This window comes from Kitasatospora sp. NPDC057692, from assembly GCF_042799475.1.
Taxonomy (GTDB): domain Bacteria; phylum Actinomycetota; class Actinomycetes; order Streptomycetales; family Streptomycetaceae; genus Kitasatospora.
Map to the genome: position 1 here is coordinate 26,031 of NZ_JBHVIV010000005.1, position 25,366 is coordinate 51,396.

At 75.9% G+C, this 25,366-nt stretch carries 24 protein-coding genes; 17 read left to right on the top strand and 7 right to left on the bottom strand.

Translation table 11 applies throughout. The features are described from left to right. The first annotated feature begins 39 nt into the window (after window positions 1-39). The 10 genes from ACFVFS_RS04245 (at window position 40) to ACFVFS_RS04290 (ending at window position 9,430) form a co-directional block, all read left to right on the top strand. Window positions 40-321, top strand: a complete 282-nt coding sequence (locus ACFVFS_RS04245) for a phosphopantetheine-binding protein (RefSeq protein ID WP_380619900.1) — start codon at window positions 40-42, stop codon at window positions 319-321. Then, on the top strand, window positions 318-635 hold the full coding sequence (locus ACFVFS_RS04250) for an acyl carrier protein (RefSeq protein ID WP_380619903.1): 318 nt from the start codon (window positions 318-320) through the stop codon (window positions 633-635). The genes ACFVFS_RS04245 and ACFVFS_RS04250 overlap by 4 nt, the downstream gene beginning before the upstream one ends. Beyond that, complete coding sequence (locus tag ACFVFS_RS04255) at window positions 632-1,753, top strand: beta-ketoacyl synthase N-terminal-like domain-containing protein (RefSeq protein ID WP_380619906.1); 1,122 nt, start codon at window positions 632-634, stop codon at window positions 1,751-1,753. The genes ACFVFS_RS04250 and ACFVFS_RS04255 overlap by 4 nt, the downstream gene beginning before the upstream one ends. Further along, window positions 1,750-2,280 carry a hypothetical protein gene (locus tag ACFVFS_RS04260; RefSeq protein ID WP_380619908.1) on the top strand — a complete coding sequence of 177 codons (531 nt, stop codon included), beginning with the start codon at window positions 1,750-1,752 and terminating at the stop codon, window positions 2,278-2,280. Before ACFVFS_RS04255 ends, ACFVFS_RS04260 begins: the two co-directional genes overlap by 4 nt. A 146-nt stretch (window positions 2,281-2,426) precedes the next feature. Further along, on the top strand, window positions 2,427-4,052 hold the full coding sequence (locus tag ACFVFS_RS04265; RefSeq protein ID WP_380619910.1) for a class I adenylate-forming enzyme family protein: 1,626 nt from the start codon (window positions 2,427-2,429) through the stop codon (window positions 4,050-4,052). Further along, complete coding sequence (locus tag ACFVFS_RS04270) at window positions 4,049-5,311, top strand: beta-ketoacyl-[acyl-carrier-protein] synthase family protein (protein ID WP_380619913.1); 1,263 nt, start codon at window positions 4,049-4,051, stop codon at window positions 5,309-5,311. Before ACFVFS_RS04265 ends, ACFVFS_RS04270 begins: the two co-directional genes overlap by 4 nt. Window positions 5,312-5,384: 73 nt before the next feature. After that, window positions 5,385-6,401, top strand: coding sequence for a 4-hydroxyphenylpyruvate dioxygenase (gene hppD, locus ACFVFS_RS04275; protein ID WP_380619915.1), 1,017 nt, complete (start codon window positions 5,385-5,387; stop codon window positions 6,399-6,401). A gap of 56 nt (window positions 6,402-6,457) precedes the next feature. Further along, a complete protein-coding gene (locus ACFVFS_RS04280) occupies window positions 6,458-7,381 on the top strand; it encodes a phytanoyl-CoA dioxygenase family protein (protein ID WP_380619918.1) in 924 nt (307 codons plus the stop codon). Beyond that, the gene (locus ACFVFS_RS04285) at window positions 7,378-8,406 is read left to right on the top strand and encodes a thiamine pyrophosphate-dependent dehydrogenase E1 component subunit alpha (RefSeq protein ID WP_380619920.1); all 1,029 of its coding nucleotides are present in this window, start codon (window positions 7,378-7,380) and stop codon (window positions 8,404-8,406) included. Before ACFVFS_RS04280 ends, ACFVFS_RS04285 begins: the two co-directional genes overlap by 4 nt. 64 nt (window positions 8,407-8,470) lie before the next feature. Further along, on the top strand, window positions 8,471-9,430 hold the full coding sequence (locus tag ACFVFS_RS04290) for an alpha-ketoacid dehydrogenase subunit beta (protein ID WP_380619923.1): 960 nt from the start codon (window positions 8,471-8,473) through the stop codon (window positions 9,428-9,430). A 66-nt stretch (window positions 9,431-9,496) separates the two neighbouring features. On the opposite strand, the gene ACFVFS_RS04295 is transcribed toward ACFVFS_RS04290, so the two are convergent. Further along, window positions 9,497-10,846: an acyltransferase gene (locus ACFVFS_RS04295; protein ID WP_380619926.1), complete on the bottom strand. Its 1,350-nt coding sequence runs from the start codon at window positions 10,844-10,846 to the stop codon at window positions 9,497-9,499. 190 nt (window positions 10,847-11,036) lie between these two features. Here ACFVFS_RS04295 and ACFVFS_RS04300 point away from each other — a divergent pair, with 190 nt between their 5' ends. From ACFVFS_RS04300 to ACFVFS_RS04315, 4 genes are all read left to right on the top strand, one after another. Then, a complete protein-coding gene (locus ACFVFS_RS04300) occupies window positions 11,037-13,445 on the top strand; it encodes an FHA domain-containing protein (protein WP_380619929.1) in 2,409 nt (802 codons plus the stop codon). A gap of 55 nt (window positions 13,446-13,500) precedes the next feature. Further along, window positions 13,501-14,055 carry a hypothetical protein gene (locus ACFVFS_RS04305; protein ID WP_380619931.1) on the top strand — a complete coding sequence of 185 codons (555 nt, stop codon included), beginning with the start codon at window positions 13,501-13,503 and terminating at the stop codon, window positions 14,053-14,055. 71 nt (window positions 14,056-14,126) lie between these two features. Beyond that, window positions 14,127-15,173 (top strand): serine/threonine-protein kinase, encoded by a 1,047-nt coding sequence (locus ACFVFS_RS04310; RefSeq protein WP_380620271.1) that lies wholly within the window; start codon window positions 14,127-14,129, stop codon window positions 15,171-15,173. Further along, entirely contained in the window at window positions 15,170-15,547 is a 378-nt protein-coding gene (locus tag ACFVFS_RS04315) for a DUF1304 domain-containing protein (protein WP_380619933.1), read from the top strand. The genes ACFVFS_RS04310 and ACFVFS_RS04315 overlap by 4 nt, the downstream gene beginning before the upstream one ends. Window positions 15,548-15,613: 66 nt before the next feature. Here ACFVFS_RS04315 and ACFVFS_RS04320 read toward each other — a convergent pair whose 3' ends face one another. Next, window positions 15,614-16,978, bottom strand: coding sequence for a streptophobe family protein (locus tag ACFVFS_RS04320; protein ID WP_380619936.1), 1,365 nt, complete (start codon window positions 16,976-16,978; stop codon window positions 15,614-15,616). 255 nt (window positions 16,979-17,233) lie between these two features. On the opposite strand from ACFVFS_RS04320, the gene ACFVFS_RS04325 reads away from it, so the two are divergent. Beyond that, window positions 17,234-18,781 carry a DUF6777 domain-containing protein gene (locus ACFVFS_RS04325; protein ID WP_380619938.1) on the top strand — a complete coding sequence of 516 codons (1,548 nt, stop codon included), beginning with the start codon at window positions 17,234-17,236 and terminating at the stop codon, window positions 18,779-18,781. A gap of 24 nt (window positions 18,782-18,805) precedes the next feature. Next, a complete protein-coding gene (locus ACFVFS_RS04330; RefSeq protein ID WP_380619940.1) occupies window positions 18,806-19,351 on the top strand; it encodes a hypothetical protein in 546 nt (181 codons plus the stop codon). A 61-nt stretch (window positions 19,352-19,412) separates the two neighbouring features. On the opposite strand, the gene ACFVFS_RS04335 is transcribed toward ACFVFS_RS04330, so the two are convergent. Further along, entirely contained in the window at window positions 19,413-19,856 is a 444-nt protein-coding gene (locus ACFVFS_RS04335; RefSeq protein WP_376084890.1) for a winged helix-turn-helix transcriptional regulator, read from the bottom strand. A 172-nt stretch (window positions 19,857-20,028) separates the two neighbouring features. On the opposite strand from ACFVFS_RS04335, the gene ACFVFS_RS04340 reads away from it, so the two are divergent. Next, a complete protein-coding gene (locus ACFVFS_RS04340; RefSeq protein WP_380619943.1) occupies window positions 20,029-21,303 on the top strand; it encodes an MFS transporter in 1,275 nt (424 codons plus the stop codon). On the opposite strand, the gene ACFVFS_RS04345 is transcribed toward ACFVFS_RS04340, so the two are convergent. From ACFVFS_RS04345 to ACFVFS_RS04360, 4 genes are all read right to left on the bottom strand, one after another. After that, window positions 21,293-22,306 carry an endonuclease/exonuclease/phosphatase family protein gene (locus ACFVFS_RS04345; RefSeq protein WP_380619946.1) on the bottom strand — a complete coding sequence of 338 codons (1,014 nt, stop codon included), beginning with the start codon at window positions 22,304-22,306 and terminating at the stop codon, window positions 21,293-21,295. The two genes, ACFVFS_RS04340 and ACFVFS_RS04345, sit on opposite strands and share 11 nt — an antisense overlap. 125 nt (window positions 22,307-22,431) lie before the next feature. Continuing rightward, entirely contained in the window at window positions 22,432-22,908 is a 477-nt protein-coding gene (locus tag ACFVFS_RS04350) for a ricin-type beta-trefoil lectin domain protein (RefSeq protein ID WP_380619949.1), read from the bottom strand. A gap of 192 nt (window positions 22,909-23,100) precedes the next feature. After that, the gene (locus ACFVFS_RS04355; protein WP_380619952.1) at window positions 23,101-24,678 is read right to left on the bottom strand and encodes an LCP family protein; all 1,578 of its coding nucleotides are present in this window, start codon (window positions 24,676-24,678) and stop codon (window positions 23,101-23,103) included. After that, a complete protein-coding gene (locus ACFVFS_RS04360) occupies window positions 24,671-25,162 on the bottom strand; it encodes a DUF6542 domain-containing protein (RefSeq protein WP_380619954.1) in 492 nt (163 codons plus the stop codon). Before ACFVFS_RS04360 ends, ACFVFS_RS04355 begins: the two co-directional genes overlap by 8 nt. Between the last annotated feature and the right edge of the window lie 204 nt (window positions 25,163-25,366).

The window sequence follows — 25,366 nt, forward strand, 5'->3', positions numbered from 1 at the left end:
CGGGCGCGCCCGCGCGCACCCGGACACAAGGAGCCCACCATGCAGGACCGCATCCGCGTGTTCGTCCTCGCCGCACTGGCCGAGATGCAGTACGACGTCTCCGAGGTCACCGGCGACACCGACCTCGGTCCGGCCGGCCTGGACCTGGAGTCGCTCGCGCTCGCCGACCTCTCGGTCCAGGTCGAGGACGAGTACGGGGTCAAGTTCGACCTCGACGAGATGGAGACCACCGCGCTGATGACGCTCGACCAGTTCACCGCCGACGTCGCCGCGCGGATCGCCGCCGGCACCGCCACCGCCGCCTCGGGCAGCCCGGCGTGACCGACCTCGCCCGCCCCGACCGGGCCGAGGTGCTGGCCATGCTCGCGGCGTTCGGGCAGCGCGCCGCGGAGGACGTCCCCGAGGAGCTCGGCTCGCTCGAACTCACCTGGCTGATCGCCGAGTTCGAGCAGCGCTACGGCATCGAGCCGGACCTCGACGACGACGCCTTCGAGGCCGTCCGGACGGTCGACGACGCCGTCGCCGTGTTCCGGGCGGCCGTGCTCGCGGCCGGCGGCCCCGCCGCGACCGGAACCTCCGGCGCCCAGGCCGCCGGAGCCGTCGCCGACGCCGGCGCGGGGGCCGCGCGGCCATGACCCGCCACGCCCCGCCCGCCGTCCGGCCCGTGGTGACCGGCGTCGGCGTGCTCAGCGCGGCCGGCGACGGGCCCGCCGCGCTCACCGAGGCCGTCGTCCACGGGAAGGCCGCGTTCGCCGCGGTCACCCGGTTCGACGTCTCGGCGCGCCGCACCGTGCGCGCCGCGCTGCTGCCCGAGCCGCGCCCGCTCGCCGACGCCGTGCTCGCCGCCGTCGGCCAGGCCTGCCGCCGCGCCGACCTGGCCCCCGGCGCGCCCGACGCCGGCCCGCCCGTGCTGCTCGCGCTGCACAGCGACCTGCGCACCCGGGAGACCGTCGCCGCGGTCGCCGCCGGAACCGCCGCCGCCTGGGGCGCCCCCGGGGTCACCCGCGCCTACACCGGCGCCTGCGTCGCGGCGGCGAGCGCCGTCGCCGACGCCGCCGCACTGGTCGCCGCCGGCCGCCACCCCCGGGTGCTGGTTGCCGCCGGACACCTCGTCGAGCCGGGCGTCTTCGCCGCCTTCGACGCCGGCCGGGCGCTGGCCCGCGACGGCGAGCTGCGCCCGTTCAGCGCCGGCCGCAGCGGCACCCTGCTCGGCGACGCGGCCGCCGCCGTCCTGGTGGAGGCCGAACCGGAGGCCGAGCGGCGCGGCGCGCCGGTGCTCGCCCGGCTGGCCGGCTGGGGCCGGGCCGGCGACGCCCACCACGTCTGCCGTCCCGAACCCGAGGGCGACGGTGTGGCGCGCGCCGTCGGGGCCGCGCTGGAGCGGGCCGGGATCACCCCGGACGAGGTCGGCTACGTCAACGCCAACGGCACCGGCTCGACGCTGTCGGACCACGCCGAGGCCAAGGCGCTGCACCGGGTCTTCGGCGCGCACACCGCGCACCTGCCCGTCAGTTCCAGCAAGGCCGTCCACGGCCACGCCCTGGAGGCCTCGGCCCTGCTCGAACTCGTCGTCACCATCGAGGCGTTGGCCGAAGGACTGCTGCCGGTCAACGCCGGCTGGCTGGGCCCGGACCCGGAGATCGGCCTGGACCTCGTGCTGGACGGCCCGCGCGCCGCCCGGCCGCGCTACGCGCTCACCCTCAACTCCGCCTTCGGCGGCGCCAACACCGCCCTCCTGGTGGCCGCCCGATGACCGCGCTGCGCATCCTCGCCGAGGCCGCCTGGCCCGACCCCGACGCCCGCGAGCCCGAGCCGCTCCCCCCGCTGCCCGGCTTCGCCGCCTCCTCCTTCAACCCCCTGGTGGCCGAGGCCGCCGAACGCTGCCTGCGCGCCCGCCACGGCGCGGCCCCGGCTCCCGGCCGGACCGCGCTGCTGCTGGCCAGTGCGGGCGGCGACCGGGCCACCGCCCGCGCCATCGACGAGGCCGCCGCCGACACCGCCCGGCGGATGCCCCCGCTGCTGTTCTTCCAGTCCAACCCGAACGCCGTCCTCGGCCACATCGCCGCCCGCTGGGGCCTGACCGGCCCGGTGGTGGCGATCACTCCCGCCCAGCCCCCGCCACCCGGGCGGGTCCCGCAGGACGCCCTCAACCTGGCGGAGCTGCTCCTCGCCGACGGCGACGCCGACCAGGTCCTCGTCATCGCCGCCGAACAGGCCGACGGGACCGACGGCCCGGACGGCACCGACCGGGCCGTGGCCCTGCTGGTCGCCGCCGTCTGACCCCCGCCCACCCGACCGACCCGACCCGACCCCCGCCGAACACCCGAACCCACCCCCCTGCGCACCACCGGCGCGAGCGGTCCCCCACCCGCCGCGTCCCGCCGCAGCACGCCCCGCACGCCCGCACCCCGGGAGGGATCCACCCCGTGAGCATCCGCAGTATCCGCACCCTGCTGGCGGACGATCCGGCCGTCGGCGCCGGAAACGTCCTCACCAGCCGCCTCGCGCTCGGCCTCGGCCTCGACGAGCCGCTGCTGACCTTCGACACCCCGGTGGACGACCACGCCGCCTGGCAGCCCTTCACCCTCGCCGAGCTGGACCGCGCCGTCCGCGCCCGGGCCGCCGCCCTGCACGCCCTGGGCATCGGCCGCCGCGACCCGGTGGTGGTGTACGCGAGCGACGCCGCGGACCACGTGCTCGCCTTCCTCGCGCTGGCCCGACTCGGGGCCGTCCCCGCGCTGCTCAACCCCCACCTGGACGGCGAGCGGGCCGCCCGCTACATCGCCAAGCTCGGCCCGGTCGGTATCCTCGCCGACCCGCCGCACCTGGCCGCGCTGGCCGGCCACGAGCCCGGCGCCCCCGTGCTGCCGGAGATCGCCACCCTCGGCTCCGGCGACCCCGAGGCCGCCCCCGAGCCCTACCGGCACTGGTCCGGCGACCCGGTCGCGATCACCCACTCCTCCGGCACCACCGGCATGCCCAAGGCCGTGGTGCACTCGCACGCGAGCCTCTACGCGGCGATCCGCCACCGCGCCCGGCTGCCCCGCCCGCAGGGCCAGGACCGGATGCTCAGCGCCCTGCCCGCCCCGCACGCCGCCACCCTGATCGCGGTCAACCTCGCCCTCGCCTCGCACACCCAGCTCGCCCTGCTCTCCAGCCAGTCCGGCGCCGGCGTCCTGGACGCGATCGAGCAGTGGCGCCCCAGCGGCGTGGTCGGCTTCGCCGCCACCTGGGCCGACCTCGCCCACCACGACCTGGCCGCACGGAAGTTGGAATCGGTCGCGCTCTGGTGGAACACCGGCGACTGCGCCCACGAGGTGCACATCCGCCGTCTGGTCGCCACCGGCAGCCGCGAGTCGGTGACCCGCGAGGGCCGGGTCCGGGTGCCCGGCTCGCTGTTCGTGGACGGCCTCGGCTCCACCGAGATGGGCCACTCGCACTTCTTCATCACCCACGGCCCGGACACCGAGCGCTACGGCCGCTGCGTCGGACGCCCGCACGCCTTCGTCGACTGCGAACTCGTCGGCCCCGACGGCGAGCCCCTCGGCCCGAACGAGGTCGGCGAACTCGCCACCGCCTCCCCGACCCTGGCGCTCGGCTACTGGAACGACTCCGCCACCACCTACCGCACCCGGCTGCGCGGCCGCTTCCTCACCGGCGACCTGATGTACCGGGACGAGGAGGGCTACTACTACCACGTCGACCGGGCCGTCGACTCGGTCGAACTCGGCGACGGCAAGCGGCTGTTCACCGCGATGTCGGAGGAGCGGGTGCTGGCCGCCTGCCCCGACGCGCTGGACTGCACGGTGGTCGCGGTGCGCGACGGCGAGCGGGTGGTCACCGATGTGCTGCTGATCCTGTCCGCCGGGGCCGACCCGGCCGCCGACCGCACCAAGGCCGTCACCGCCGCGCTGGACGAGGCCGCCGCGGCCACCGTCCGCCAGGTCGTCGTGGTGGCCGGGGACGACATCCCGCTCGGCCCCACCGGCAAGGTGCGCAAGGTCCTGCTGCGCCAGCGCTACCTGGACTCGGTCGCCGGGGCGGGCGCATGAGCGCCGCCCGCCGCCCGGGCGCCGTGGTCACCGGCATCGGCCTGGTGACCCCGCTCGGCCGCAAGCCCGCCGAGGTCTTCGACGCGCTCACCGCCGGCCGCTCCGGCATCCGCGCCCTGCCCGAGGGCCACGCCGCCCACGGCTGGCTGACCGCGGCCGGCCTCGCCCCCGCGGTGGACGGCCGTGAGGTGCTGCCGCCCACCGAGACCCGCTGCGTGGACCGCTTCGTACTGCTCGCCCTGGCCGCCGCGGACGACGCGCTCGCCGACGCCGGCCTGGTGGTCGGCCAGGACGCCGACCCGCACCGCACCGCCGTGGTGCTGGCCACCGGCGGCGGCGGCCTGGAGACCTTCGAGCAGCAGTCCCACCGCCGCCTCGAACGCGGCCGCCCCGGTGTCAGCCCCTACCTGCTGCCCGGCATGCTCTCCAACATGGCCACCGCGCGGATCGCCATCAAGCACGGCATCCGCGGGTTCAGCACGGCCATCGTGACGGCCTGCGCGGCCGGCGCCCAGGCCGTCGCCGAAGGGCTGCGGCTGATCCGCTCCGGCGACGCGGACGTGGTGGTGTGCGGCGGCACCGAGTCCTCGCTGCACCCGACGATCGCCGCCGCGTTCACCAACGCCCGTGCGCTGTCCTCCGGTTGGGACGACCCGGCGCAGGCCAGCCGCCCCTTCGACCGCCGGCGCAACGGCTTCGTGCTGGGCGAGGGAAGCGCCGTCCTGGTCCTGGAGAGCCCCGAGCACGCCGCCGCCCGCGGCGCCGCCGGGTACGCCGACCTCACCGGCTGGGGCGCCTCCACCGACGCCCACCACCCGACCATGCCGCGGCCCGACGGCGCGGGCGCCGCCGACGCGATGCGCGCCGCGCTCGCCAACGCGGGCCTCGCCCCCGCCGACATCGGCTACGTCAACGCCCACGGCACCGGCACCAAGCTCGGCGACGTCGCCGAGACCGCCGCCCTGACCGCCGTCTTCGGCGAGCACCGCCCCGCGGTCAGCTCCACCAAGGGCGCCACCGGTCATCTGCTCGGCGCGGCAGGCGCGTTGGAGGCCGCGGTCACCGCGCTCGCGGTCGCCCGCGGGACGCTGCCACCGACCGTCAACCTCGACGAGCCGGACCCGGCCTGCGACCTGGACCACGTCCGGGGCGCGGCCCGCGCCGTCCCGCTCACCGCCGCCCTGAGCAACGCCTTCGCCTTCGGCGGGCACAACCTCAGCCTGGTCTTCGAGCCCGCCTCCACCCCGTCCGTCCGCTGACGCCGCCCGGCGCCGCGGCCCGGACACCCGTGCCAGGCCACTCGTCAACTCGCGATCCCCCGGGGAGATCCCGTTGTCCATCCAGTCCATAGCCCACGTCGAGTACCACTGCGCCGACGCCGACACCGCCGCGGCGGAGCTCTGCGCCGACTACGGCTTCACCGCCGTGCCCCCCGAGCCGGAACAGCTCGCCGCGGCCGAGTCCGCGGACGCGCGCACCGTCCTTGTGCAGCAGGGCACCATCCGGTTCCTGCTGCGCTCGGCCGCCGACCCGGCGCACCCGGTGGCCCGCTACGCCGACCGGCACGGCGAGGGCGTCGCGGCCCTCGCCCTCTCCTGCCCCGACCCGCAGGCCGCCCTGGACCGCGCCGAGCGGCACGGCGCCCGGGTGCTGGACCGCGCCGGCGGGCTGGTGGCCGGCTTCGGCGACACCGCCCTGCGGTTCGTCCCGGAGGCACCGGCCGCACCCGAGCCCGCCGAAGGCGGCTCGCCGCGGCTGCTGGACGCCCTCGACCACGCCGCGATCTGCCTGCCGGCCGGCGAGCTGGCCGACGCGGTGAAGTTCTGCGAGGCCGCGCTCGGCATGCACCGCATCTTCGGCGAGTACATCGAGGTCGGCGAGCAGGCGATGGACTCCAGCGTGGTGCAGAGCGCCTCCGGCGAGGTCACCTTCACCCTCATCGAGCCCGACACCACCCGCCGCCCCGGCCAGATCGACACCTTCCTCGCCGACCACGACGGCGCCGGCGTCCAGCACCTGGCCTTCCGCACCGGGGACATCGCCACCGCCGTACGCACCATCCGCGACCGCGGGGTGGCGTTCCTGACCACCCCCGGCACCTACTACGACGCACTCACCGAGCGGCTCGGCGGCACCGCCATCCCGGTCGGCACGCTGCGCGAGCTGGACGTGCTGGTCGACCAGGACCACGGCGGTCAGCTGTTCCAGATCTTCGCCCGCTCCACCCACCCGCGGCGGACGTACTTCGTGGAGCTGATCGAGCGCCAGGGCGCCGGCACCTTCGGCACCGCCAACATCAAGGCCCTCTACGAGGCCGTGGAGCGCCAGCGCGCCGCCGCCTCGGTCTGAGCCGCCGCCCTCCGACGTCCACCCGAGCCCTCACCACCGCAGGAGGCCCGTCCCCCATGACCACCGCACCCGCCGCACCCGCGTTCCACCTCACCGAGGCCGAACGCGCCCTGCTGCCCACCCCCGAAGAGGTGGCCGGCTACCTGGAGCACGGCTGGTACCTGTCCCGCAAGCTGTTCAGCGACGAGGAGCTGGACACCCTGCAGGCCGCCACCGAGGACTACTACGCGGGCCACCGCGACCGCACCCTGCCGGTCCGCCCGCCGCGGCTGGCCTCCTGGGAGCCCGCGCACGGGCCGGTCCAGCGCCACAACGACTACGTGCACTACGAGAGCGACGCGATCGCCGCGATCCTGCGCAAGCCGCTGCTGGGCGCCGTCGCCGCGCTGCTCGCCGAGGCCGAGGAGGTCAGGGTCTTCCAGGCCACCCTCATCTACAAGCCCCCGGTGCCGGGCGAGCCCAGCAACCGGGTGCCGTGGCACTTCGACAAGCACTACTGGCAGACCTCGACCTCGGAGCGGATGCTCACCGCCTTCCTGCCGTTCCACGACTGCGGCGAGGAGAACGGCACCATCACCATGGTGGACGGCAGCCACCGCTGGAAGGAGCTGCCCTCCGAGGAGGACTCCACCCGGCACTTCGCCGACCGCGACAACTCCGAGCTGGACGCGATCCTGGACGCCAACGCGGCGTACAACGGGACCGTGGTCCGCAAGGTGCCGGTGGTCATCCCGCGCGGCCACGTCAGCTTCCACCACTGCCGCACCTACCACGGCAGCGGCCCCAACCTGGCCTCCTACCCGCGCCGGGCGGTCTCGCTGCACCTCCAGGACGGCGCCAACACCTACCGGCGGGCCACCCGCCCGGACGGCGGGACCGTCGTGTACAACCACGACGTGCTGGTGCGCCGCACCGCCGACGGCCGCCCCGACTACGCCGACCCGGACTTCTGCCCGCCGGTGTGGCAGGGCGCGCTGTGACCCCTGGCGCATCCGCCACCCCCGCACCCGGCGGCCCCGCACCCGTCGTCGCCGCCCTCGACACGCCCGAGCGGCGGTACCGGATGCTGCGGCTGATCCGCTCCTTCGAGGAGCGGGCGCTCGACCTGGTGAAGTCCGGGGTGATCACCGGCGGCATCCACCCGTACATCGGGCAGGAGGCCGTCGCGGTCGGCGTCTGCGCCGCGCTGGGAGCGGGCGACCGGCTCGCCTCCACCCACCGCGGGCACGGCCACGTGCTGGCCCGCGGCCTGGAGCCGGCCCGGCTGCTGGCCGAGCTGGCCGGGCGGGTCGGCGGGTCCAACCGCGGCCGGGGCGGCTCGATGCACGCCGCCGACCTGCGGCTGGGCATCCTCGGCGCCAACGGCATCGTCGGCGCGGGCGCGCCCATCGCGGTCGGCGCCGCCTGGGCCGACCGGCAGGCGGGCTCGGACGCCGTCGCGGTCGCCTTCTTCGGCGACGGCGCGCTCAACCAGGGCGTGCTCCTGGAGTCGCTCAACCTTGCCGCGATGTGGCGGCTGCCGGTGCTCTTCGTCTGCGAGAACAACGGCTACGCCACCACCCTGCCCGCCGGCACCGCGGTCGCGGGCAGCGCGACCGGCCGGGCCGCCGCCTTCGGCATCCCGGCCGACGAGGTCGACGGCATGGACACCGAGGCGGTCCGGGCCGCGACCGAACAGGCCGTCGCCCGGGCGAGGTCCGGGGGCGGCCCCGGCTTCCTGGAGTGCCGCACCTACCGGTTCGAGGGCCACCACACGATGGAACGGCGGATGAAGCTGCACTACCGCACCCCCGAGGAGGTGGCCGCCTGGCGCGAACGCGACCCGCTCCCCCGGGCCGCCGCCGCGATCGGCGCCGACCGCGCCGCCGCCCTGGACGCCGAGGTGGCCGCCGAACTCGCGGCCGCCGAGGAGTTCGCGCTCGCCTCGCCGCACCCGGACCCGGCCGGCGCCGCCGACCACCTGTACGCCTCCGGGCTGCGTCCCCGGGCGGGGGCGGTGGCATGAGCGAGCGAATTCTCGAGCGGTGCGACTGGGCGAATGCCCCTGCCGGGCGAAGCGAGGCGGCGGCATGAGACTCTCCTACACCAAGGCGCTCAACCGGGCGCTGGCCGACGAACTGGCCGGCGACCCCGCGGTCTGCGTGTTCGGCGAGGACATCGGCGCCGGGATGGCCGGTCCCACCCTCGGGCTGCTGGACCGGTTCGGACCGGAGCGGATCGTCGACACCCCGCTCTCCGAGCAGGCGTTCACCGCGATGGCGCTCGGCGCGGCACTGGCCGGGCGGCGGCCGGTGCTGGAGTTCCAGATCCCCTCGCTGCTGTTCCTGGTCTTCGAGCAGCTCGTGAACCAGGCGCACAAGTTCTCGCTGATGAGCGGCGGTCAGGCGGGCGTCCCGCTCACCTGCCTGGTCCCCGGCTCGGGCTCCCGGGACGGCTGGGCGGGCCAGCACTCCGACCATCCGTACAGCCTGTTCGCGCACGCCGGGATGAAGACCGTCGTGCCGGCCACGCCGACCGACGCCTACGGGCTGTTCCGCTCGGCGATCCAGGACCCGGACCCGGTGATCGTCTTCGCCCCGGCCGCCGCGCTGGCGGTCCGCGAGACCGTCACCTGGGAGCTGGCCCCGATCCCGCTCGGCACCGCCCGGGTGCACCGCAGCGGCACGGACGTCACCCTGGTCGCCGTCGGGCACCTGGTGCACGACGCGCTTGCGGTGGCCGAGGAACTCGCCGGGGAGATCTCGGTCGAGGTGCTCGACCCGCGCACGCTGTACCCGTTCGACTGGGCCGCGCTCGGCGCCTCGCTGGAGCGCACCGGGCGGCTGGTGGTGATCGACGACTCCAACCGCAGCTGCGGGATCGGCGCGGAGGTGCTGGCCACCGCCGCCGAGGAGTTCCGGCTCACCGCCCCGCCGCGCCGGGTCACCCGGCCGGACGGCACGGTGCTGCCGTTCGCCCCCGCGCTCGACCGGGCGCTGCAGCCGGACCGGGAGCAGCTGCGGCACGCGCTGCGCGCCGTCATGAAGTGACCACTCGTCAATACCGAAGTCGGGGGCGGACCTTGGGTCCGCCCCCCGCTTTGCTTCAGGGCGCCGTCAGAGCACCTTGGAGACGGCCGCGAGCAGGTCCGGCAGTGCATCGGACGGGTCCCGGTAGCGGTGCAGCGCGGCCCGCCCCTCCGTCCCGCGCAGCCGCGCGGCCAGCCGGGCCGGGACCACCGCCGTGGTGAGCAGCCCGGTGCCGCCGAAGCCCTCGACGGCCCAGCAGACCCACGGCAGCGGGTAGTTGCCCGTCGGGCTGAAGAACACCGGCCGCTGCCCCTGGAAGGTCGCGTCGTACAGGCCGAAGCGGCTCCAGTTGGAGAAGCTGATCCGGCGGTGCTGCGGGTCGAAGCCGATCGGCACGCAGGCGCCCAGCCCGGGGCGGCCGAGCTCGGCCAGGAAGCGCAGGTTGGCGCGCAGGTTGAGGTGCTCCTCGGTGTACTCCTGCACGGCGGTGCGCAGCGCCCCGGCGAGGGCGGCCGGGCCGTCCCCGGGCGCGTACGGCAGGTGGATGTCGCCGAGCAGGTTGCCGACCAGGGCGTCCGGCAGGCCGAGCGGGCGGCGGGCGTTGACCGGGACGGTGAGCCAACGGGTCTCCCGGTCGCCGTCCAACTCCCGCAGGGTGTGGGTGACATGGGCGCAGACCGCGTCGCCGGAGGAGACCCAGCGACCGGCCGCCGCGGCGAACTCCTCGCGCATCCGGGCTATCTCGGCGTCGCCGAAGTACAACTGGACGGTCCGGTTGGCGCGCGGGCCGGCCGCCACCTCGCGGTCCAGCAGGGCGCGCTCGCCCGGTCCGGGCACCCGGAAGCCGGGCCGGCCGCAGTCCTCGGCGGGCAGCACCCGGTCGAGCAGCGCGTCCTGGTCCTCGACGAGCTCGGCCTCCGGCAGTTCCTCGCCCTCGACCGCGGCCGACCAGGCGCGCAGCAGCAGCGCGAAGCTGTGCAGGTCGCCGATCGCGTGGTGCCAGGAGCAGCCGAGCACGGTGCCGCCGTCGCCGGTGCGGGTCACCCGGACGGCGAGCAGCGGTCCGCCGCCGGTGCGGGCGGCCGGGGCGTCCAGCGGGTCGGCGTGCAGCGCGCCGGGCGCGGTGACCCGCCCCATGGACTCGGCGAGCGTGCCGTCGACGCGGTAACTCACCATCGGGACACCGGAGTCGTCGCAGACCGCCTCCAACACCCCGTCCACGGTGCGCAGTCGGCCGGCGAAGACCGGGACCCGCTCCAGCGCCCGGGCCAGGCCGGCGGCGAGGCGGTCCTCGTCCAGCGCGCGCTCGAAGAAGAGCACGACGGAGACGGCGAGGTCGGCGAGCATGGTGTCGGCCAGGCCGCAGCGGACCACCGTCCCGGGGGCGGTGCCCGCTCTGACCGTGCGGGTGTCGCGCAACTGCGGCCAGACGCTCATCGATTCGCCCCCGGGGCTCGTGTGAGTCGTGCGGAGGGCCCCGGACGACCGTGCAGATCTCCCCGAACGATAGGGCAGCCTCCCTGCGGTGATCCAGTGGTCCAGTCCAATTTCGTGGTATCGGACCGGACGGACGGTACGGAACGCGGTCCGGACGCCTCCGGACCGCCGCCGGACTAGAATCCCAACCATGGGAGAGCGCCCGGGCGCGCCCGCCGCGCCGCCCCTGGTCCTCGTCACCGACACGGATTCGCAGCTGATCGACCCGCGCCGGTCGTACCGCGTCGGCCGTGACCCGACCAGCGAGATCGTCCTCGACGACCCCCGGGTCTCCTGGCACCACGCCGTGCTGCGCACCAGCGCCGGCCACTGGCACCTGGACGACGTCGGCAGCACCAACGGCACCTTCGCCGACGGCCGCCGGATCCGCTCCGAGGACGTCGGCCCCGGCACCCGGCTGCGGTTCGGCAACGCCGCCGACGGCCCGGCCGCCACCCTCACCGGACTTCCCGGCGGCGCACCGGACGGATCGCCCGGCCCCGCGCCGGCCCCGGCGTCCGTCGAGCGCCCCTCGCTGGTCGCCCCGCGCGTCTCCGGCACCTTCCGACGCCCCAGCGCCGTCCTCCGGCTGCCGGGCCGCACGGTGCGGATCGGCCGCGCCCCCGACAACGACCTCGTCCTCGACGACCTCCTGGTCTCCCGCCACCACGCCGAGCTGCGCACCCTGCCGGACGGCGGCCACGAGATCGCCGACCTCGGCAGCCACAACGGCAGCTACCTCAACGGCGTCCCCGTCGACCGGGCGCCGGTGGGCCCGGCCGACATCGTGGGCATCGGCCACTTCGCGCTCTGCCTCGCCGGGGACGAGCTCGTCGAGTACACCGACACCGGCGAGATCTCGCTCAACGTGCAGGGCCTGGTGGTCCGGGTCGGCGCCGACCGCCGGGTGCTGCTCGACGACGTCTCCTTCCCGCTCGCCGAGAAGGCCCTGCTCGCCGTCGCCGGCCCCAGCGGCGCCGGCAAGTCCACCCTGCTCAACGCGCTGACCGGACTGCGCCCCGCCGACGAGGGCACCGTGCTCTACGACGGGCGCGACCTCTACCGCGACTACGCCGAGCTGCGCCGCCGGATCGGCCTCGTCCCGCAGGACGACATCCTGCACACCCAGCTGACCGTCCGCCGCGCCCTGTCCTACGCCGCCGAATTGCGCTTCCCCGGCGACACCGCCGCAGCTGAGCGCGCGGCCCGGGTCTCCGAGGTGATCCGTGAACTGGGCCTGGACAGCCGGGCCGACCTGGTCATCTCCAGCCTCTCCGGCGGCCAGCGCAAGCGCGTCAGCGTCGCCCTCGAACTGCTCACCAAGCCCTCGCTGCTCTTCCTCGACGAGCCCACCTCCGGCCTCGACCCGGGCATGGAGCGCTCGGTCATGCAGATGCTGCGGGGCCTGGCCGACGACGGGCGCACCGTCGTCGTGGTCACCCACAGCGTGCTCAGCCTGGACGTCTGCGACCGGCTGCTGGTGCTCGCCCCCGGCGGGCGCACCGCCTACTACGGGCCGCCCGACGAGGCGCTGCCGTTCTTCGGCTTCACCGAATGGCCGCAGGCCTTCGAGGCCTTCGAGAACGAGGACCACCAGGCCTGGCAGCGCCGGTTCCGGGAGTCCCCGCAGTACGAGCGGTACGTCGCCGCCGAGGCGCTGCCGCCCGCCCGGCCCGTCCCGGCGGCCGGGCCCGGGGCGGCGGCGGACCCGATCGGCCCCGAACAGCCGCAGGGCTGGTTCTCCCAGCTCGGCACGCTGATCCGCCGCTACACGGCGGTGCTCGCCGCCGACCGGCTGTTCCTGACCGTGATGATCGCCCTGCCGTTCCTGATCGGCGTGATGTGCCGGGCGATGGCGGGCAGCCGGCTCTCCTCGGAGAACGCGCTCAACATCCTGCTCACGCTCTGCATCGGCGGCCTGCTCACCGGCTCCGCCAACGCGGTGCGCGAGATCGTCAAGGAACGGCCGATCTACCAGCGGGAACGCGTGGTCGGGCTGTCCCGCTCGGCCTATCTCGTCTCCAAGGTGGTGGTGCTCGGCACCATCACCGTCGCCCAGGCCGCCGTGCTCACCCTGGTCGGGCTGGCCGGCGTCGACCTCGACCCCGCCCTGCCGGGCGGCGTCACGGTGCACAGCGGGGTGCTGATGCCGCCGCTGGCCGAACTGATCCTCGCGGTCGCGCTGCTCTCCTTCTCCGCCATGATGCTCGGCCTGCTGGTCTCCGCGCTGGTCCGCAAGGAGGAGGCCACCATGCCGCTGCTGGTGCTGCTCTCCGTGGTGCAGATCGTGTTCAGCGGCGCCATGCTGAAGCTGCACGGGGTCCCCGGTCTGGAGCAGTTCGCCTGGCTGGTGCCCTCGCGCTGGGGCCTGTCCGCGATGGCCCGCACCGTCGACCTGCACACCGTGCTGCCGAACGACATCACCGACGACCCGCTGTTCCAGCAGGAGCGGGCCGGGTGGCTGCTCGCGCTGGCCCTGCTGGTCGGGCTGTCGGTGGCGCTGGCCGTCCTCGTGCTGGCCCTGCTGCGTCGGCAGGAGCCGGCGATCATGCGCAAGTGACTGCCGAGGTGGGTGCCGAAGTGACTGCGGAAGTCCCCGGGGAAGCGGTGCGGACGTGACCGGGCCGATCGACGGGCCGGCGTTCAGCCCCACCCACGTCGCGCCGCCGGACGGCCTGCCCAGCTGGGCCGCCCCGGACCCGGAGCAGCCCGCCGCCGCGCTGGACGCGCTGCTGCCGCTGCAACTGATCGGCCGGACCGGCGACTGGGCCCAGGTGCTCTGCTCCAACGGGTGGAGCACGTGGGTCGACGGCCGGCTGCTGATCTCCCTGCCCGGCGTGCCGCCCACGGCCACCGGCCCGCCGGCCCGCACCGCCGACCCCCGCCCCGCGCTGGCCGAGGCGGAGGGTGCGCTGGCCCGCTACCGCTCGCTGCTGGAGGACCTCGCGGCGGGCGGAGCCGACCTGGAGACCTTCCGGGACCGGGCGCACGGCCTGCGGATCGGCCTGGTGGTCGACGGCGAGCGGCTCTGGGTCTTCGACCGGGTGCACGACCGCTGGTGCTACTGCGACGGCCTGCAGCTGCACACCTACGCCGCCGGCGGGCGCCCGAGCCCGTCGGCCGGCCGCGCACCGGGCGCCGACGCGCCGACCCGCCTGGCGGAGCCGTGATCCCCCCTCCCGACGCCTCCGGCGACCCGCACCCGCCCACCGAACCCGCGGCCGTCCCGCCCGCCGACGCCGTGGAGCCCGCCGACGCCGTCGAGCCGCCCAACCTGCCCGCCGGCCTGGTCGGGCGCCGGGTGGCCGGCTACCGCCTGGAGGAGGAGATCGGCCGCGGCGGCATGGCCGTCGTCTACCGCGCCAAGGACCTCCGGCTCGGCCGCACCGTCGCCGTCAAGCTGCTCGCCCCCGAGCTGTCCCGCAACGAGGTCTTCCGCCAGCGCTTCATCCACGAGTCGCAGGTCGCCGCCGCGATCGACCACCCGCACATCATCCCGGTCTTCGAGGCCGGCGAGGCCGACGGCATCCTGTTCATCGCGATGCGCTACGTCGAGGGCGGCGACCTGCGCTCACTGATCACCCGCAGCGGCGCCCTCCCGCTCGGCCGGGCCGCCGGGCTCGCCCTGCAGATCGCCTCCGCGCTGGACGCCGCGCACGGCCACGACCTGGTCCACCGGGACGTCAAGCCCGGCAATGTGCTGGTCGCCGCCGGCACCGACAGCGAGCACCCCGAACACCTCTACCTCGCCGACTTCGGGCTCACCAAGAAGTCCCTGTCGCTCAGCGGGCTGACCGGGGTCGGCCAGATCGTCGGCACCCTCGACTACGCGGCGCCCGAGCAGATCTCCGGGCGCCCGCTCGACGGCCGCTGCGACCAGTACGGCCTCGGGTGCGTGGTCTTCGAGATGCTCGCGGGCGCGCCCCCGTTCCGCCGCGAGAGCGACCTCGCCCTGCTCTGGGCCCACCTCAACGAGCCCCCGCCCACGCTGCGCGAGCACCGTCCCGACCTGTCGCCCGCCGTCGACGCGGTGGTCGCCCGCGCCCTCGCCAAGGCACCCGGCGAGCGCTACGAGAGCTGCCTGCGCTTCGTCGCCGAACTGCGCGCCGCCACCGCCCCGCCCGGCACCGCTCCCCCGGAGGGCGGCCCCTGGACCTCCGCCGGCCCGCCCACCGAGGTGGTCCCCGTCCCCGGCGGCCCGCCGCCCGGTGGCCCCGGTGTCCCCGAACCGCCCGACTGGGCCCTCCCCGCCGTCCGCCCACCCGCACGGAGGAGGAGCACCGGATGAACGCCGTCAGCCAGGTCTTCGCACTGATCGCCGCCGCGACCCACCTCGTGCTGTGGCCGCTGGAGAGCTTCCTCTACGGCCACCCCCGGGTCCGCCGCCTGCTCACCGCCTCCACCACGGACGCGCCGCAGGTGCGCCTGTGGCGGGTCAACGTCGGCTTCTACAACCTCTTCCTCGCCCTCGGCCTGGTGGCCGGCCTGGTCGCCCTGCACACCGACGAGCCCGTCGTCGGCCGCACCCTGATCCTCTACCTCAGCGCCTTCATGCTCGCCGCCGGCGTCACCCTCGCCGTCTCCGCCCCCCGCCTCTGGCCCGGCGCCCTCACCCAGGCCCTCCCCCCGGTCGTCGTCCTCCTGGCCCACGCCGCGAGCTGACCGCCGTAAGGGTCCATGACGGCCCGGACCCGCCGCCCGACGGGTGACGCGCGCGGCCCCCGGCGGCTATCGGGTCTCGCCGCGGCGGGGCAGGCGGGCCGCGGCGAGGGCGCCGAGCAGGCCGGCCAGCAGGCCCCAGGCGGCGGCGAGGGGGACCAGGATCCACAGCTGCGGGTCGAGGGTGAGGGTGCCTCCGGTGAGGGCGGCGGCGGGGCCGACCGGGCCCGCCTCCGGGCCGAGGACGGAGCTCAGCAGGTCGCCCAGGCCGCCCTCACCGAGGCCGACGCCGAGCACGGAGAGGCCGTAGTCGGCGGAGACCCTGGTCCAGACGCCGACCAGGAGCACGGTGACGGCGGCGGCCGCCGCCAGCCGGACGGCGTGCTGCCAGGGGCGGACCCTGCGCGGCGAGCGGTGGGCGGCCAGGACCCCGGCCGCGAGCATCAGGACGGCGGCGATCGGGAGCAGCCACCAGGCCCGGGCGTCCTGCTCGGCGAGCGTGCCCAGGCTCACCGTGCCGCCCTCCTGCCCCGGGCCGGTGCGCAGCACGGCGGCCAGCGGCTTGGGCACCGGCAGTCCGATCGCCCCGACCAGGTGGCCGTGCCACTCGCCGCCGAGGCCGACGCCGAAGGCGAGCCAGACCAGGTTGGGCAGTGCCAGCAGGGCGACCGCGGCGACCTGCCGGGCCCCGCCGTGGGCGGCGGCCGTGCCGATCGCGGCCGCCACCCCCAGCACGACGTAGCCGAGCAGCACCAGCAGCATCGCGAACGCGGCCGGGCGGACCGCCTGCTGGAAGGGCACCAGGGAGCGCGGCAGCGTCGCCCGGCGGGAGACCGCGAAGGTCGCGGCCAGCACGACCAGCAGCCAGAGCAGCCCGAGTCCGAGGGTGGTGGCGGGGTCCGCGCGGAACCCCACCTCGGGGTGGAGTCCCAGGGCGCCGCCGAGCTGCTCGGCCAGGCCGTCACCGAGCGTCACCGTGAAGGTGTGCCGGGCGGCGGCGCAGAGCAGGGCGAGCGCGGCCAGCCAGACCACCGCCGTCCGGCTGGCGCGGCCGAGCAGTTCGCGGCCGCCGGCCACCGCGCGGTACCGCAGTTGGCGCAGGAACACCTCGGCCACGGTCAGCGCGCCGACCAGGCCGACGGAGAGCGGCATCGCGGTGATCCCGGCGTCGACCGAGCCGAAGAATCCCGCGCCGCCGTCGAGTTCGACCGATCCGCCGACGGCGAGCGCGAGCGTGGCGGCGAGCACGGACGGGAAGCCGCCGTCGGGCAGCTCGTCGGTACCGGCCGCCCACAGGCCGAGCGCGGCCACGGCCGCCATCGCGACGAGGCCAGCCAGGACCACGGCCACCGCGTCCAGCCAGCCGCGCAGGGCGCCGGGCGGTCCGGCCGCCGGTGTGCCGGGCGGCCGGCCCGGTCGGGCCTGCTGCTGCATGCGGGCCTCCTGTCGGGGTGGGGTCCCCCGCGCGTCCGGTTCCGGCCCCCGCCCCGCGCCTGGCACCAGAGTGGCCCAGGACGGACCGGCCCGCCCGGGCTGGGACGGCCGGGCGGGGCGGGCGGGGAGGCGGGCGGCCACGGGTGCTGCTGTTGCGGCGGGCCGGGACCGGGGGCAGAAATGGATGCCAGTGGCAGGAGTCTCCTGCGCCGGCCGGGTGGACCGGGACCGGCCGTCTGCGAATCGGAGCCCCCGATGAGTTCCCAACCGCCTTCCTCCGGGTCGCCGCTCGGCCCGCCCTCCGGGCCGCCGTCCGGGCCGCTCTCGGGTCCGCCGTCGGGGCCGGGCCGCCCCGGGCCCCCCGGGCCGCCCGGTCCGCCGTTCGGCCCGCCCTCGGGCGGTGGCGGCGGACGGTCCCGGCCCGGCGGGCCGCCGGGTGCGGGCGGGCCCTCCGGGGAGCCGCCGAAGCCCTGGTGGCGCGACCGCCGGAAGGCCGCGCTGCTGGCCCTCCTGGCCCTGCTGGCGGCGGGCGCGACGGTGCTGATCGTCAACACCACCAGCGGCGGCGGGGGCAAGGAGGAGACCGTGCCGACCGCCAACGAGGTCGCGCTGCAGACTCCGCAGGACCCGGGGCCGGCGCCGTTCACCCAGTCGGTGGAGACCCAGGCGATGCAGGCCACGGTCACCACCCCGGCCCCGACGACGGCCCCGGCCACCGTCCACACCCCGGCCCCCACCGGGCCCGCCGCCACCCCGACGGGCGGCGCCGCGGCCACCGCGACCGCCACCGCCGCCCTCCACACCGTCCAGGGGACGTCGGCGGGCGTGTACGGGGGGACGATGAGCCAGCCGAGCTGCGACGTGGAGCGGCTGGTCTCGATGACCTCGGCCGGTGACACCGGCCGGGCCTGGGCGTCGGCGGAGGGCATCGAGCAGTCCGCCCTCCCGGGCTATCTGCGCTCGCTGACCTCGGCGTACCTGCGGGTGGACACCCGGGTCACCAGCCACGGCTACAAGGGCGGCGCGGCCGTCGGCTACCAGGCCGTACTGGCGGCCGGCACCTCGGTCCTGGTGGACGCGTGGGGCGTGCCGCGGGTGCGCTGCAGCTGCGGCAACCCGCTGAAGCCGCCGACGCTGATCGCCGACGCCAAGTACACCGGCAAGGCGTGGACGGGCTTCCAGCCGAGCACGCTGGTCGTCCTGACGCCCGCGCCGCAGCCGGTGACCGAGATCGTGCTGGTGAACGTCACCACCGGCGGCTGGTACACCCGGGCGACGGGGAAGGTCCAGATCGTCGACCGTCCGACCCCGGCACCGACCGGCCCGCTGGCGCCCGGCGTCCCGCCGCCCTCCATCTGGAAGCCGACCACCAAGGCGGGCTCGGTGTCCGGCTCGGCGTCGGGCTCGGCCTCCTACTCGACCTCCGCCTGGAGCAGCACCTCGACCTCGGGTTCGCCGAGCGGCCCGACCACCGCGTCGACGAGTCCGTACAGCGAATCGGCGACGGCCTCCACTCCGGGCGCGACCTCGCCGGGCCAGACCACACCGGGGCAGACCACACCGGCCCAGACCACGCCGGGCACCACGACGAGCACCCCCGGCGGGCCCACCACCCCGGTTCCGACGACGCCCGCCGAGACCACCACGGCGAAGCCGACGGTGAGCGTGACGAGCACCCCGACCACCACCACGACCGCCAAGTCGGCCCCCGGCACGACCAGCGCGGCCGGCACGGCCACCGCCACCCCCGCGACGAACACCTCCGTCGAAACACCCACGACGGCCCCCGGAACCCCCGGCTGAGCCGATCGACCTGTGGGAGGACCCATGTTCCGCTCTCGCCCCAAGCGCTCGGCCCTCGGCCTGGCCGGCGCCCTCACCGCCGCGCTGACGGCGTTCGCCGGCGCCCACCCGGCCGAGGCCGCGGCCGCCGTCCTGGCCGCACCGGTCCTGGCCGCACCGGTCCTGGTCGCGCCGGTCCTGGCCGCACCGGTCCTGGTCGCGCCACCGGCGCCGGCGCCGGCGCCCCAGGGCCCGCCCGCCGCACCCGCCGCCGTCTCGCCGACCGTCTCGCCGTCGGCCCCCTTCGGGCACGTCCCGGCCGACAGCGACTACCAGTGCGCCCCCGGCAACCTCTGCGCCCTGGTCTGGGACCCGACGGCCGGCGACTACAAGATCTTCTACCTCCGCTCCTGCGCCCGGTACAGCCTCAGCGGCTGGTACGGCCAGGGGTTCTACGCCGACAACCAGACCGGCGGCACGCGGTCGTTCTTCTACGACGCGAACGGCGGCGTGCTGAAGTCCTTCACCCCCGACGGGGGCGCCAACCACACCCAGGACTGGACGCCCGTCTGGTCCATCCGGAACTGCTGACGCCCCGCCTCCTCCGCCGCGCCCCGTCCACCGCCCCGGTGCACGGGGCGCCGGCGCGCCGTCAGGGCAGCAGCACCTCGGTGTCGTCCGGCCCCAGCACCCGGCCGTCGGCGGCCCGGACCTCCACCCGGGCGACCGGGGCACCGCCGGCGCGGTCCACCAGCCGGGCCCGCGGCTCGTCGTCCGCGAAGAAGTACCGCTCGCCCCACTGGCGCAGCGCGGTGACGACGGGGAAGAGCGCCCGCCCCTTCTCGGTGAGCACGTACTCCTGGTAGGGGCTGCCGTCGGCGGCCGGGGCCAGTTCGAAGACGCCGTTGGCGACCAGGGTGGCGAGGCGGGCGGAGAGGATGTTCTTCGCCAGGCCGAGGTTCTTCTGGAACTGCCCGAAGCGGCGCAGTCCGTCGAAGGCGTCACGGACGATCAGCAGCGTCCAGCCGTCGCCGAGGACGTCCAGCGGCCGGGCTACCGGGCAGGCCGACTCCTCGTGCGAGGTGCGTTTCGGCACGCGCCCCTCTCCTCTCACCTGCGGTCCCGCGCTCCGACGGGAGCGGGGTTTCACCTTGCAACCCTATCGCGCCGGGTCCGGGACACCTCGTGGTTGCTTAATGAAACCTCTCCGTGCGAGGGTGGCTCGGTAGCACTTTGAAACCACGCTTCCCCCGAAGGAGCCCTCCGCCGTGCCCTCCCCCGTGGTCCCGTCCGATCCGGCCCCCGCTGAGACCGCCGCCACCACCGCCGCCACCGCCACCGGTCGGCGGCTCCCGCCCGCCGTCGCCTGGCTGTTCTCCGTGGCGAGCGGTCTGGCCGTCGCCAACGTCTACTACGCCCAGCCCCTGCTCGACCTGATCGCCGACGACCTCGGTATCGGCCGCGCCACGGTCGGCCTGGTCGGCGGCCTCACCCAGGTCGGCTACGCCGTCGGCCTGGTGCTGCTGGTCCCGCTCGGCGACCACCTCGACCGCCGGGTGCTGATCACCGCCCAGCTCGGCCTCTCCGTCGCGGCGCTCGCCGCCGTGGCCGGCGCCCCCTCGGCACTGCTGATGCTGCTCGCCATGGCAGCGGTCGGGGTGCTCGCCGTGGTGGCCCAGGTGATGGTCGCCCACGCGGCCTCGCTCGCCGGGCCCGCCGACCGGGGCCGCGTCGTCGGCACCGTCACCAGCGGCATCGTGATCGGCATCCTGCTCGCCCGGACGGTCGCCGGCACGATCGGCGACCTCGCCGGCTGGCGCGCCGTCTACGTCGTCTCCGCCGTCGCGACCGGCGCCATGGCCGTCGTCCTCGCCACCGTCGTCCCGGCCGAGCCCCGCCGCCGATCGGAACGCCTCCGCTACCCGCGCCTGGTCGGCTCGGTGTTCACCCTGTTCGCCGAGGAGCCCGTGCTGCGGGTCCGCGCCGGACTCGCGCTGCTCGTCTTCACCGCCGTCACCGTGCTGCTCACGCCGATGGTGCTGCCGCTCGCCGCCCCGCCGTTCAACCTCAGCCACACCGAGATCGGGCTCTTCGGCCTGGCCGGCGCCGCCGGTGCGCTGGGGGCCGGGTACGCCGGCCGGCAGGCCGACCGGGGACGGGCCCGGCGCACCCTGGCGGTCGGGCTGACCGCGATGCTCGTCTCCTGGCCGCTCGCCGCCCTGCTGCCGCACTCGGTGTGGTGGCTGGTGCTCGCGATGGTGGTGATCGACTACGGCCTGCAGTCCGTGCACGTGGTCAACCAGCACCTGCTGTACCTGGTCCGCCCGGACGCGCGGAGCCGGCTGACCGCCGGGTACATGCTGTTCTACTCGATCGGCAGCGCGCTCGGCGCCATCCTCTCCACCGTGACGTACGAGCGGGGCGGCTGGACGGCGGTCTGCGGGCTGGGCGGAGGCGTCAGCCTGCTCGCGCTCGCCTTCTGGTGGGCCGCCGAACGCGCCGCCACCGGGCGGGACGCGGACGGGAGCGCCGTCAGCCGGTGACCGCCAACTCGGCAACCACCGCGCGGTGGTCGGTGCCGCGCACCGTGTGCTCCGCCACCGACACCGCACGCAGCGCCTCCCCGTGCAGCACGTGGTCGATCTGGATCACCGGCCACAGGCCGGAGTAGTAGGTGCTGGTCTCCGGCCAGGTCGGCGCGAAGCCCTGACCGAGCTCGGCGTGGGTGTCCGCCAGCCCGGTGTCCAGCAGCGCGCGCATCGGAGCGTGGTCGAGCGTCGCGTTGAAGTCCCCCAGCAGGACGGCGTTGCGGGTGGCTCCGGACACCGCCGCCCGCAACCCGGCGAAGTCCTTCGACCAGCGGTCGGCGTCGCCCATCGGATAGTAGGTGTGCACGGCCGTCACCCGGACGGTGCGTCCGCCGACCGTCACCTCGGCGGCGATCTGGTACCGGGCCGGCTCCGAGGCCGCGCCGTCCAGCGGGGTCAGCGGCAGCCGGGAGTAGAGCGCGGTGTCCCGGCGCGGCCGCAGCTCCCGGTAGGGCAGCACCTCGGCGATCCCCGCCCGCTCCAGCCGCTCGACGGCCCCCGGGCCGAACTCCTCCACCGCGAGCACGTCGACCCGCTGCTCGCGCACCAGCCGGACCAGCTCCGCCGCGTCGACCTGCCCGAGGAAGGCATTGCTGGTCGCGACCCGCAGCCGCGGCGCGTCGGCCGGGACAGTGCCACCGTCCGACACCAACCTCGGGACCAGCCAGACGAGTTGGACCACCATCAGGACGCCTGCCAGCGCCGCCGGCCACCATGAGCGCACCGCCAGCAGCACGCCGAGCGCGACCGCACCGGCCGGCGCCGCGTACGGCAGCCCGACCATCACGAGCGCGAGCGGCGTCCCGTCGTCCCACCCGCCGAGGCGGACCACCACGAGCGCGGCCGTCCCCGCCAGCACCGCTCCGCAGAGCCACCCGACCACCCGCCGCGCCCACACCCGCCAGCCCGCCCCGCGCACCCGCTCCCCCATCCGCCACTCCGGCCCTGCCTGTCCCACGTGTCCCACCCCAGGACGCCCGGGCCGGCGGCGGCGGTTCCCCCGCCCGGGTCGTACCGGGCCGCGCGGCCGGGGGCGCCGGGCCCGGGGCGGCTCGCGCCGGTCCCGGGCACGGCGCCGGATCGTCAGGCGAGCGCCAGGCTGATCTGGTCGTCGAAGACCACCCAGTGCTGACCGGGGTCACTGGCGTCGCACGGCTTGGTCGAGATGTTCGGGGTCCCCCAGGCGTTGGCGAGGCAGTAGGCCGGGGCGAAGGTGAGGCTGATCGTCTGGCCGGACACGGTCCAGTACTGGCCCCGGTCGTTGGTGTTGCAGGGCTTGGTCGAGAGGTCCGGGGTCCCCCAGGCGTTGGCGAAGCAGTACGCCCGCGCGTTGCTGAGGGAGATCTGCTCGCCCGAGAGGGTCCAGTGCTGGCCGTTGTCGTTGGTGTCGCACGGCTTGGTCGAGACGTTCGGCGTCCCCCAGGCGTTGGCGAGACAGTAGAGCCCGGGGGTGCGCTGTGCCGCGTGTGCGGAGGCCATGCCCACCTCGGCGGCGGGGAGGAAGGAGGCCGTCAGCGCGAGGGTGGCAACGGCGAGCGTCTTGCGGAGGGCGAATGCCATAGCGGATTCCGTTCTCACGAGAAGGCCGTGCGAGATCCACGCACGACCATGAGGGGCTTCGTCCGCCCGGGCCCGAGCGCATGGACATCGGTAGCACCGATCGTTCTCGAACCGAAGGAACGGTGCCCCGCATTCATCCGTACGGCAGGCCGCCGGGACGGCCCGCCGCCGTCCCGACCCACCCCCGCCCGCTCAGTCCACGCAGGGAATGCCGCCGGCCTTGACCGCCGGGCCCTGCATGGGGAGGTCGGGCACCGGATCGTCGGTGGGCGCCCCCGGGCCGTCCGGCGCGGCCGGGGCCGACGGCACGGGTGTCCGGGTGGCGGCGAGGGTGACGACGACGTGGCCGGCCGGGGCCGCGGCGGAGGCGGCGGCGGTGGCCGTGACGCCGTAGCGGGCCGCGAGCTGCTCCGCGTCGGCCTTCGCGCCCGCGCCGTACACGACGGTCACCGTCCTCGCCCGCCCGGCGGTCGCCGACCCGGTCACCTTGCCCGCCGGGAAGCCGAGTTCGGCGAGCGCCTTCGACTCCGCGGCCGCCGCCTCCGCGCTCGCGCCGCGGACGTCCACGACCGCCCGCGCCTTGGTCGGGGTGGCGGCGGGCACCTCCGTCGGTGCGGACGCCGTCGGAGCGGACGCCGTCGCCGCGGGCGCGTCGGGCGCGGCCGGCGGCGGGGGCTCGTGCCCGAACAGCTGCTTGACGATGCGCTTGATCTGGTCCGGGTCGACCGTGTTGACCTCCTGGCCGCCGATCGTCTTGAACCCGGTGATCGGCAGCGTGTTGAACTCGACGTTGCCGCCGGTCAGGTTGGGCGCCTGCTGGGCGAAGTCCAGCACGTTCCAGCGGTCGTCGATGACCACGTCCTTCTTCACCACGTCGAACAGCCGCTGGAGCCGGCCCAGGTCGCCGACCACGCCCTGCTGCTTGAGCTTGTACACGACCGAGGAGATGAAGGCCTGCTGCCGGTGGGTCCGGTCCAGGTCGCCGTTCTTCAGGTGGTGGCGCTGGCGGACGAACGACAGCGCCTGCCGGGCGTCGAGCGAGCTGACGCCCGCCGGGAGCCTGAGCCCGGTGCCGCCGCCCTCGTGGGTCGCTGTCCGGGCCACGATCGGGTCGTCCACCGGATTGTTGAGGCAGACCTGGATCGGCTCGACGGCCTTGGCGATGTCGTAGAAGCCGATCAGGTTCACCTCCGCGAAGTGGTCGACGGGGATGTCGAGGAAGGCCTGCACGGTCTGGAGCGTCGCGGCCCGCCCGGCCTCGCGGCTCTGGCGCTCCAACTCGGCCTTGGACAGCCCCTTGCCGCCCAGCCTCGCCTCGGCGGCCTCCTTGGCGATCCCGTACGCCTCCTTGATCTTGTGCATCCTCCCGTCCGCACCGACGGTCTGCACGTAGTCGTCGCGCGGGACGGACAGCGCCGTCACCTTGCCGCCGTTGGCCGGTATGTGCAGGACGATCAGCGCGTTGGTGTTGTAGCCGCCGATCTCGCTGGAGCCGGCGTGCAGCTCCTCCTCGACGAACTCCTTGGGGAGGTCGTTGCCGTCCATGTCCTTGCGGCTGTCGAGGCCGATCAGCAGCAGGTTGACGGACTTGTCGAGGTGCGGCGGCGCGTTCTTCCGGGCCTCGGTGAGGGCGGCCGATTTCACCATGCCGCTGTCGAGCTGCCGGTACTCGTACCAGGTGAAGCCGCTGGCGCCGAGGACGGCCACCGAGACGGTGCCGGCGAGGGCTCGGCCGGCGACGGTCAGCGGCCTGGTGCGGGGCTCAGCCACGGTGGCTCCTGCGGTCGGGGGTCGGGGTGGCGGGCGTGGGCCTCGCACCGGTCGGCGGGGCCGGGGCCTCCGTGTCGCGGGTCGCGGTGCGGGCGGTGCGGGCGGCCCGGCGCGGGTCGGCCGCGGGCCGGTCCCGGCGGGCGCGCCGGTCGAGCAGCACCCGTACGAGGACGACCAGCAGGGCGACCGCCACCGCCGCCGCCATCACCGGGAAGGCGCCGACCACCCAGCGCACCGCCGCCGAGGCGAGCGCCTTGCCCCGGAGGCCGTCGCGGTCGGCGAGGTAGGCGGTGGCGGCCCGGGCGGCCAGCACGACGGGCGGCGCGGCGATGACGACCCACCAACGTCCGGCCCGGCCACACAGCGCCGCGGCGGTGCCGGTGCCGAGGACGGAGCCGGCCGCGAACAGCGGTCCGCCGCCGTGCCCGGCCAGTTCACCGGCCACCGCTCCGGCCGACGGCAGGCCCACCGCGGCCAGCAGCACGGTCGGCGAGCCGCCGCGCCGCCGGGCCCCGGCACGGCGCTCGGCCGTGCGGCGCCCGACGCCCCGGCGTTCCGCACCCCTGCGCCGGCTCCCCCTGCGTTCGCTCCCCCGGTGCCCGGCGGCAGGGCGGTCGGCTCTCCGGCGCGGGGACGGCACGGACGCCTCGCCGGGGTGCGGCGCCGCCTCCCGGTCCGAGGTTCCCAC

What these genes read in the sequence shown, in the direction of transcription:
- ACFVFS_RS04245 (WP_380619900.1), top strand. Translation starts at nt 40, where the DNA reads ATGCAGGACCGCATCCGCGTGTTCGTCCTCGCCGCACTGGCCGAGATG.
- ACFVFS_RS04255 (WP_380619906.1), top strand. Translation starts at nt 632, where the DNA reads ATGACCCGCCACGCCCCGCCCGCCGTCCGGCCCGTGGTGACCGGCGTC.
- ACFVFS_RS04260 (WP_380619908.1), top strand. Translation starts at nt 1,750, where the DNA reads ATGACCGCGCTGCGCATCCTCGCCGAGGCCGCCTGGCCCGACCCCGAC.
- ACFVFS_RS04270 (WP_380619913.1), top strand. Translation starts at nt 4,049, where the DNA reads ATGAGCGCCGCCCGCCGCCCGGGCGCCGTGGTCACCGGCATCGGCCTG.
- ACFVFS_RS04280 (WP_380619918.1), top strand. Translation starts at nt 6,458, where the DNA reads ATGACCACCGCACCCGCCGCACCCGCGTTCCACCTCACCGAGGCCGAA.
- ACFVFS_RS04290 (WP_380619923.1), top strand. Translation starts at nt 8,471, where the DNA reads ATGAGACTCTCCTACACCAAGGCGCTCAACCGGGCGCTGGCCGACGAA.
- ACFVFS_RS04295 (WP_380619926.1), bottom strand. Translation starts at nt 10,846, where the DNA reads ATGAGCGTCTGGCCGCAGTTGCGCGACACCCGCACGGTCAGAGCGGGC.
- ACFVFS_RS04300 (WP_380619929.1), top strand. Translation starts at nt 11,037, where the DNA reads ATGGGAGAGCGCCCGGGCGCGCCCGCCGCGCCGCCCCTGGTCCTCGTC.
- ACFVFS_RS04315 (WP_380619933.1), top strand. Translation starts at nt 15,170, where the DNA reads ATGAACGCCGTCAGCCAGGTCTTCGCACTGATCGCCGCCGCGACCCAC.
- ACFVFS_RS04320 (WP_380619936.1), bottom strand. Translation starts at nt 16,978, where the DNA reads ATGCAGCAGCAGGCCCGACCGGGCCGGCCGCCCGGCACACCGGCGGCC.
- ACFVFS_RS04325 (WP_380619938.1), top strand. Translation starts at nt 17,234, where the DNA reads ATGAGTTCCCAACCGCCTTCCTCCGGGTCGCCGCTCGGCCCGCCCTCC.
- ACFVFS_RS04330 (WP_380619940.1), top strand. Translation starts at nt 18,806, where the DNA reads ATGTTCCGCTCTCGCCCCAAGCGCTCGGCCCTCGGCCTGGCCGGCGCC.
- ACFVFS_RS04350 (WP_380619949.1), bottom strand. Translation starts at nt 22,908, where the DNA reads ATGGCATTCGCCCTCCGCAAGACGCTCGCCGTTGCCACCCTCGCGCTG.